The sequence below is a fragment of the Bradyrhizobium sp. S69 genome, from assembly GCF_009766005.1.
In the GTDB taxonomy this organism is placed as follows: domain Bacteria; phylum Pseudomonadota; class Alphaproteobacteria; order Rhizobiales; family Xanthobacteraceae; genus Bradyrhizobium.
In genome coordinates this window covers 8,271-16,732 of the sequence record NZ_LMUK01000039.1, presented here as the reverse complement: position 1 = coordinate 16,732, position 8,462 = coordinate 8,271, and the positions used below count along the sequence as shown (strand labels likewise).

General features: G+C 60.3%; 5 protein-coding genes and 1 pseudogene. 4 read left to right on the top strand and 2 right to left on the bottom strand.

Annotated elements, in window-relative coordinates; all coding sequences use genetic code 11:
* A partial coding sequence (locus GSQ88_RS17380; RefSeq protein WP_210253843.1) for a beta strand repeat-containing protein occupies window positions 1-3,001 on the bottom strand: 3,001 nt, incomplete at its 3' end.
* 1,584 nt (window positions 3,002-4,585) lie between these two features.
* On the opposite strand from GSQ88_RS17380, the gene GSQ88_RS17375 reads away from it, so the two are divergent.
* The 4 genes and pseudogenes from GSQ88_RS17375 to GSQ88_RS17360 all read left to right on the top strand — a co-directional run bounded on the left by GSQ88_RS17375 (window position 4,586) and on the right by GSQ88_RS17360 (window position 6,817).
* A complete protein-coding gene (locus tag GSQ88_RS17375; protein WP_159008975.1) occupies window positions 4,586-4,900 on the top strand; it encodes a hypothetical protein in 315 nt (104 codons plus the stop codon).
* Window positions 4,897-5,424 (top strand): thermonuclease family protein, encoded by a 528-nt coding sequence (locus GSQ88_RS17370; protein WP_159008974.1) that lies wholly within the window; start codon window positions 4,897-4,899, stop codon window positions 5,422-5,424. The genes GSQ88_RS17375 and GSQ88_RS17370 overlap by 4 nt, the downstream gene beginning before the upstream one ends.
* A 9-nt stretch (window positions 5,425-5,433) precedes the next feature.
* Window positions 5,434-5,768 (top strand): annotated as a pseudogene (locus GSQ88_RS17365) (SOS response-associated peptidase family protein); the annotation flags it as partial.
* Window positions 5,769-5,842: 74 nt separating this feature from the next.
* Window positions 5,843-6,817: a recombinase family protein gene (locus GSQ88_RS17360; protein WP_159008973.1), complete on the top strand. Its 975-nt coding sequence runs from the start codon at window positions 5,843-5,845 to the stop codon at window positions 6,815-6,817.
* 81 nt (window positions 6,818-6,898) lie between these two features.
* Here GSQ88_RS17360 and GSQ88_RS17355 read toward each other — a convergent pair.
* A partial coding sequence (locus GSQ88_RS17355; RefSeq protein WP_246784847.1) for a porin occupies window positions 6,899-8,462 on the bottom strand: 1,564 nt, incomplete at its 5' end.

Below are 8,462 nucleotides of genomic sequence, written 5' to 3'. Positions count from 1 at the left end.
CCGTCGCACCGGCGGCATTGATGAATGTGCCAGAAGTGACGATCGCACCGGTCCAGGTCAGATTATTGGTGATGGTGCCGGCGTTCGACGCGACGTTGCCGGTCCAGGCGCCATTGTTGGTGATGCCACCGGTGTTGGTGTCGACATTGGCATTGTAGGCGCCGCCATTGGTTACGGTGCCCGCATTGTTGAGATCGTCGCTGACGGTACCACCGGTCGCTACCGTAATCGTGCCGCCGGCCAAATTGGTGATGCCGCCCACAATGGCGGTCAACTGGCCGCCGCTCGCCACCGTCACAACGCCGCTGTTGGAGAGCATTCCCGGTAAGGTGTAGGCGCCGGTGGTTCCGAGCGCCAGCGTGGCGCCGAAGGCATTGGCAAAAGTGCTGTTGCCTGTGACCGTGCCCCCGACATTGAACGTGGCGCCTCCATTGTTGGCGACCGCCCCGTTGATCGCCCCGCCCTTGGCGTTCACGGTAGCGGAATTGACCAGTCCCCCGTTTATCGTTCCGGTGGTCGTCAACGCCCCGCCGCTCACTGTCGCGCCGCCGTTCAACGTGCCGGCGTTGGTGACAACTCCTGCCGTGCTGGTGAGGCCGCCGCCGACTGTCGCCGCCGAAGCGTTGAGGAACGTACCGCTGTTCGACACCGTTCCGGTGATCATGGCACCATTGGTGGCTGTTCCGCTGTTCGTCAGCGACCCCGTCACGGTGCCCAAATTGTTAAAGGTTGCATTGTTAATCACCCCCGAAGCAAGGCTGCCGCCGGCGAAGAGCATCAGCGTCCCCGCACTGATCGTGGTGCCGCCGGTATAGGTATTGGTGCCGGCCAGTACCAGCGTGCCGGCGCCGACCTTGGCTAGGGCAGTCGACGAGCCATCGACGAGCGGCGCGTTGATGGTCGCAGTAACGCCTGCGTCGGTGTTGATCGTCGCCGCCGCGCCACCCACCGCGGACAGCTGAAGCTGCCCGGCTGCGCCGGCATTGAGCGCATAACCTGATGTGCTGAACTGCAGCGTATCGAAGGCCTGCGTGCCGATTACCGAGACCGTACCGGAGGCAGCTCCAGCGAACACGCCGACCGAGCTGCGCCACTGGTCGTTGATGCCGGCCTGTCCGGGAGCACCGGTCCAGTTGGTGTTTGCTGCGTTCCACGTGCCGGCGCCGCCGTTGACGATACCGTTGCCGGCCATATCCGCGCCGTCCCAGAATTGCAGTTGCTGGCCAGCACCGATGACCGACAGGTTGACTTGGTTGGCCACATTGGTCAGCACCATCGGCGTGCCCTGCGTGCTGCCGATGACGCTCGAATAGCCGCTCGGCGTCAACGTGCCATAGTTAAACAACCTATAGTATCCAGCCGAGGGCGAATTGACCGAGAGCGTGCCGCCGAGAGTGAGACTGCCGGTGACATTGACAAGATCGTTGCTGGCGCCGCCGACCACGCCGGCAGCACCAAGTTCGAACACCGAGGTCGAGCCAGCATTGAGATTCAAGGATGCGACCGTCAGCGTGCCCGGGCCGCCCTGTCCCGCCGACAATATGCCTCCGCTCTGTACCACGACCGCAGCGTTGACCGAGCCGATGCCCGACAGCGTGCCGCCGGACTGCACTGTGGTCGCACTCGCAATCGAGCCGTTGACGCGAAGGTCGCCGCCAGAAACCGTGGTTGCGCCGGTATAGGTGTTGGTGCCCGCGAGCGTGAACGTGCCGCCTCCGGCTTTGATCAGACCAAAGGTTCCTACCGTCCCATCCTGAATCACGCCAGAGAACGTTGTGTTGCCGTTGTTGCCACCGGTCGTCAGCACGAGACCGTTGCCGGAGACAACGCCGCCACCGCCGACGGAATCTGACAGCGAACCGATGGTCGCGGAGATGCCTCCCAGGCCAAGAGTTGCGCCACTGGCGACCTGAAAGGCCGAGTTGGGAGAAAGAGCCTGCGCGGATGAAGAGGCGAGGACACCGGAAGCAACGATGGTTGTTCCGGTAAAGGCGCTGTTGTCCCCTATAAGTATGGTCAGATTGTTGTTGGCAGCACCGGTATTTTGAAAGGTCAGTTGCCCGGCGCCGGTGATGTTGCCGTCCAGCCCGAAATTCGAGCTGCCGCGAATCGTGCCGCCGCCAGCGGCTACCATCACGTTATTGAAGAGGTCAGTGTCTTGGTTCGTTGCCAGCGTGCCATTGTTCAGCGTGACCGCGCCGCTGCCCAATGAACTATTCGGCAAGCCCGCGTTGTTGGCCACGAGGGTGCCGCCGCCGGAAATCGCGGTGCCGCCGGAATAGGTATTTGCGCCGGTCAGCGTGAGTGTTCGGGCGGTATTGAGGGTGATCGAACCCGCCCCATTGGCCGCATCTTGAATGACATTCGAAAGTGTAGCGCTACCGCCGTTCGCCGCACCCGGATCGATCGTCAGCGATCCACTGATGCTGATGCCGCCGGTTAGCGTGCCGGCCGTGGCACCGGAAGACAGCGTTAGAAAATTCGAGCCGCTGGTGAAGGTGATTGCGTCGGCTCGCACCGGAATCGTATCACCCGAGAGACCGCCGGCGATCGAGCCGCTGTTGACGATCGTCAGACCGGCGCCAACGACGCCGGCACCTCCAACCCCGTTTGCTCCGTTCGCTGCTCCGCCCGTTCCGCCAGTACCTCCGTTGCCACCTGTTATCGTTCCTGCGTTTTGAAGCGTCGCGCCAGTTTGTGAGAAATCAATACCGATACCGCCGCTGCCGCCGCCGCCGCCTGTCGCCGGAAAGCCGCCACTGGAACCAGTGCGGCCGTTCCCGCCATTACCACCGGTGACGCTGCTGGTGGCTCCGACTGAATAAGGGCCCGCACCGGCCAGTTCGGCACCATTGCCGCCGGCGCCACCACCACCCCCACCATTGCCTGCGCCCGCTTCATCGGCGCCAGTGCCGCCATTTCCGCTTGTAAGAGTGAAAGTGCCGTTGGGAATACTAGTGTTTGAGTAACCGCCGCCGCCGCCGCCGCTGCCTTGTCCCAAGGCAACGCCATCAACGCCGTTCGGCGATCCCGATGTTCCTGCGGGACCCCCGCTCCCATCGTTTCCGGTACCCGGTTGATCCGCATCTCCGCCGTCGCCGCCGGCGATTCCGCTACCGCCGCTGTTGGCACCGCCCTGCCCCCCGCCTGCCAAGGCAGTACCAACCGTCATGCTTTCGAAAGCTGCCCCAACCACAATTATTGGCAATACGTCGATGGCTATTGCGCTAAAGCAAGCAATCCAAGTGAACAGATCACGCCGTTGGGACATCGGTGCGCTTACGGGCTCCGCGGCGTCGTCGATCGCTCGCCTGCTCTTGAGGTCAAGGGACAGTACCGAGCCTCTCCGCCGTGGAGAAATTCCCCATCGCCGAATCATCTGAGCCCCCACAGCCCCCGACTTTGGAAGCGATTTTAATCGATAGGGTACTGCACTCACTGTCAATGACCGTGAGGCTGCTACCAGGCAGAACAGATCCTTTTCCAAAGGTCTGTTGCAGCGTGGCATCAGTCGCAACCGTGGACGTATGCTGGGCCGTCCGATTTGCTGTGGGTGCGTGCGGCAGAAACTGGAGGCCTCCGTCTGCATCATCTCACTGTTCAGAGCGTTCAGCCGGTGAATCTCATGGCGCAGCGCCGCAATCTTCTCGTTGAGCCGGGTGATCTTGCCCTCCGGTACCGCTTCCCCCTGACGGTCCGCGCTGTCGAGCTGCGAGAGCCCTCCGCAAATCCGACGATCCGACACGCTTTACTGACAGCCTTCGGATTCGTTGTCCCGCATCCCTCCCCGCCGCGATTGTCACCGCTGCCCCCGAAACCTCATGACGGCTTTGGAATATGTCCGCCGCAGCGTGATCGATCGCCTCAAGGCTGATGGCATTGACCCTGCACGATCCGCGGGAGCGCGCTGATGCTCCTCACTCGCTTCGCGATCATCGCTTTTGGCGTCCTCACAGTAGCCGCGTGCAACGTCGCTCCGGTCGGGATGATCCGGCTTCCCGCACCCGCCCGGACACCCCATGCCAAGGTCGGTGCCAACTGATCAATCTGACTTTCACCCGGTTCACCTGCTAACCGTCGGCACGCAACGGCGATTTGGGTCCAAGAAATCTCTTTAAAGAATCAGCTCAAACTTCCCTTGAAGTAGCCTGAACCGCAACCCGCAACCCCTCGCGTGGAGTTTCTCCGGCCAGTTTTGAGGACTCTGTGATCGAAAGGTCACGGGTCCACGCGGCTTGCTTCGAAGTCATTGCGGGCACCTATCGGACGCCAATCCGTCTTTTCCACACCCGCGACCGGCAGCGGTGCAGATCGGTTCCGATCTCAACCAGTGGCGTGATTGCCAGTCCGCGGCGCTTGCGCTTTAATAGGACATGAGCACCAAGTCGCCAGAAGCAATCTATGGCGCATCCGTTCGGCATTCGGCGGAGCAAGCCGCGGAAGCCCGCTGGGTGGCAGATCATCTCACCTGCGTCGCGTGGAGCCAGCGGATGTTAGCTTTCCAGGTGTTTTTCGTTAGTCGCCTGTTTGATTTAGCGAGTGGCCAAATTCGGCCAGTACCGAGTCAATTGCAGAAAAGCGTGCCATGTCCCATCGGCAGACGCGGATGGAACGAGCCGACGAAGGCAACTTCCCCTATTGGGTGGCGTTGATCGAGGAGAAGTGCATTGGCGCGAACTTTCACGTCTACCAGGAGTTTTGTCGGATCCATGGCTTGTCTTTATCCAAATACGGTCCCGCTGTGGTCTGGCAATATGAATGGTATCAGGTGTTCCGTTTCGGCCGAACAGAAGACGCCGACCGCTTCATGAAAGAGTGCGGCGGTGAACGGATGCATCCCTCCGAAAAGGGCAAGGGCAAGAACTGGGCTCAATGGCGCAAAGACACCCACAAACCATGACTGTTCGCTGGGTGGGGGCGGGGTTGGTTCTGCTGTTCTCATGCGGGATCGCCCTACCCGACGATATGACCGGGCAAGCCAGCATCATCGATGGCGATACGCTGGAAATTCACGGCACCCGCATCAGGCTTTGGGGCATCGATGCACCCGAGAGCAGCCAGCTTTGCCGCGGCGAAGACAGTGAGCAGTACAGGTGCGGTGCGCAGGCAGCGAACGAACTCGACGCATTCATTGCGCGACGACCGGTAAGCTGCATTCCGATCAGCTTAGATCGGTACAGCCGCATCGTGGCGACCTGCACCGTCGGAGGCGCTGATCTCGGGCAATGGCTCGTGCGAAATGGGCTTGCTCTGGATTGGCCTCAATATTCCAAGACGAAGTACGCCGCAGATCAACGAGACGCGGAGCAGTCCGGCCGTGGGATATGGAAGGGCAGTTACGTCGAGCCATGGCTATATCGGGTGTGCATCCGAACTAATGGAAGTCCGGCTATGTGCTCAGACGATGCGAACGCACATCCATAAAGCATCAGCATGTGCAACCTTTACAGCATCACCACCAACCAAGCTGCGATCATCGCCCTGTTTCGGGTCGTCAACCGATACGTCGGCAACCTGCCGCCGATGCCGAGCGTATTCCCGGATTATCCGGCACCCGTGGTGCGCAACGCTGGCGCCGAGCGCGAGCTGGTCATGATGCGCTGGGGCATGCCGCCGCCACCTAAGTCGCCGTGGCCCCAGTGACGAACATCCGCAATACGCCGTCGTCGCACTGGCGCGCCTGGATGAAGCCCAAAAATCGGTGCATGGACCCTTTCATCATCTTTGCGGAATACGCACCAGATGAGACCAAGAAAAAGGACGTTGTCGGATCAAAGGCTAAAGCCAGATGATTCCTCCGGTTCAGCGAGGCGCGCTCTGGTCTCTCCTGGAGGATGTTCGGTTGCGCGATTTGGCGCGATCGGGAGAAAAGCTGGCGAACATCGCCAAGTATTTAAATCGGAGCACAGGATCCGTCCGCATCCGTGCTGCAAGGTTGAATATCGCATTGGCCAAGTCGGGGCGGCTATCAGCATGTCCGGGTTGGCTAGAACTGACAGAAGACCGCACTTCGTTCGTGTTCATGCCCGAGAGGGCGAAAATCGTCAGGAAAGTCTTCGAACTCAGCATAGCGGGCCTTGGCGGCTACACTATTGCTAAACAGCTCAACACGAAGGGCGTCCCGACTTTTGGGCGATCCGCAAAATGGGATCAGTCGACTATTCACAACATGCTTCGCAACAGAGCGACGATTGGTGAGCATCAGTTGAAGCGGTATCGGAACGGGGAAGAGTTTCCCGAAGGCGATCCAATACCAAATTATTATCCTGCAGTGATCGAAGAAGCCCTATTCAAGGCAGCCCAGGAAGCACGTCGCGAAAATCTGGCCTCAGGCCGAGGTCGCAAAGGTCGGCTAATCACAAATCTATTTTCTGGCCTCCTAACGTGTGCGCATTGCGGAGGCCTGGTTAAATTTCACAGCAACGGAAATGCCAAAAGCCTTATCTGCTCAACGGTGCTCGAAGGTCGCGGTTGCTATCGGATGGCATGGTCTTACCAAAATTTTGAGGAATCGTTTTTTGAATTGGTGGTTAAGCTCGACGAGTTGGGCAAGGCTGTCGATCTGCACGAGAGGAAAGCTCTTACGGAGCTTAAGGGTCTTGTGGGTTGGCTATCCGGGCCCGAAGTGTATGAAGCGCGCTTAGGAATCGCGATCGCGCTGAAGGCATTCGTGTCCAAGTTCGAGATCGCTTCTGCGGGACCGAACCCTGCATCAAGCGAGCCGTACGCCCGTATTCGGCGGGATGGGCCACGCCGATATTTCGAAATTACATTTCGGGGCGGTGCAGCGCACACCGGTTATGCGGCCGGTAACTAGTTTATCGCAAAAAAACCCCCGGCAGTTTCCCGCCGAGGGTCTATTCTCAAACCGTTTCCGTCCTTGTGGGGACGAACCCGATCAGAAGTTACGCTGAGCGCGGAATTCGACCGAAACCGTACCCTTGTCGCCGAAGATATAGGGCGAAGCTGCGGTGCCCGCTGCGATTGGGAACGCGGAGCTCGCGGTTCCGGTTGCGCTGCCAGACATGTTGGTGTGCAGGTAGGCGTACAGCACTTCCGAGCTGAACGTCAGGTTCTTGACCGGGGTCCAGCGGGTCGTGAGACCAATCTCAGAAAGCGTGAAACCGGGGTCGCAACTGGAGCCAGGGAGCAAGGTCGTGCCGGAAGCAACGTAGCTTGCGCACCAGATCGACTTTGCGGTGTTGCCGTAGCTCAACTGCGACGCACCACCGAACAAGCTGGACGACCACTCGGGGCTCCAGTTGTGGTTGAACGCGCCACGGATGCCCAGACCCTGAGTCAACTGCACCTGGGTGCCGCCGACGCCGTTGTTAGCTGGACCGCCCGAGTAGACACCGTCGGTGATCGCACCGATGGCAAGCTTGCCCGCGCTTCCAGTCGGTCCATTACCAAACATGTAGAAGGAGCCGCCCAACCCGGCCGAGGTTCCCAACACATACTTCGACGCACCGTCCGACCAGGTGCCTTCGATCTTGAAGTCGTCGCCGGCACCGGTCGGCAGGTTCTTGATCTGCAAGGCAACGCTCACCGCGCCGCCAGCCTTCGAGTCCGGATGGCCGAAGTTTTGGGCACCAGTCTGGACGTTGCCGCCAAGGAAGTTACCGCTGGTAAGCGTATTGGCTACAGTCCAATAACCGGGATCGACGTCGTGGACAGCGCCCGAAATCTGGAAGACGCCCCAGGCCTGATCGATCCTGACGTTACCCACGAGGTCCGGCAACTGCGCGCCGCCGTAAGCGGTGCCGAGAGCGGTACAGTTCGAGCTGGCCGCACCATACATCGCAAGCGCGCAGGAAGCCGTGTTGGCCGAGCTCGGGACGAGCGTGTTGGCGGGCGAACTGGCTGCACCGGCGACCGCCGCATTGACGATCTGGGTACGGTTGTAATCGCTGGCGCTGCTGTCGTCGAGACCGATCGAGGCCGACACACCGTTGCCGAACTGAGCGGTGTACTGGACGTTGTTGATGCCGGTTATGGTGTCGTAACCGCCGACCAGGTACGCAGTGTTGTTGCCCGGGAAGCCCTGCCACGGCGTGACGAAAGCCGAAGCCGATTTACCGAGGGTGAAGCCCGCGAACTGAACGAACGCGTATTCGACACCGAGACCGCCGTTGCCGGCGTAGTTGTTCACAGTACCGCCGGTCAGGACGGTTCCGGTCATGTTGCTCGAGTTCGACAGCGCGCCGGAGTTTCCTTCGGTAGAGAACGTAAAGTCGGCCTGTCCGAAGGTACGGACCACGCCGTATTCAGTCGCCGTGCGCGTATCAACCGTCAGCGCGAAACGAGAGTAGTCGTTATATTGATTCAGGTAACGGGTCTGGGTCGCACCGTCACCGTTCCAGAACGGCGCGTTGCTGTTGCCGCCGTGAATGGTCACGTCGGCACGCAGATAACCGCCGATCTTGATGCAGGTGTCAGTGCCCGGAATGTAATAGAAACCA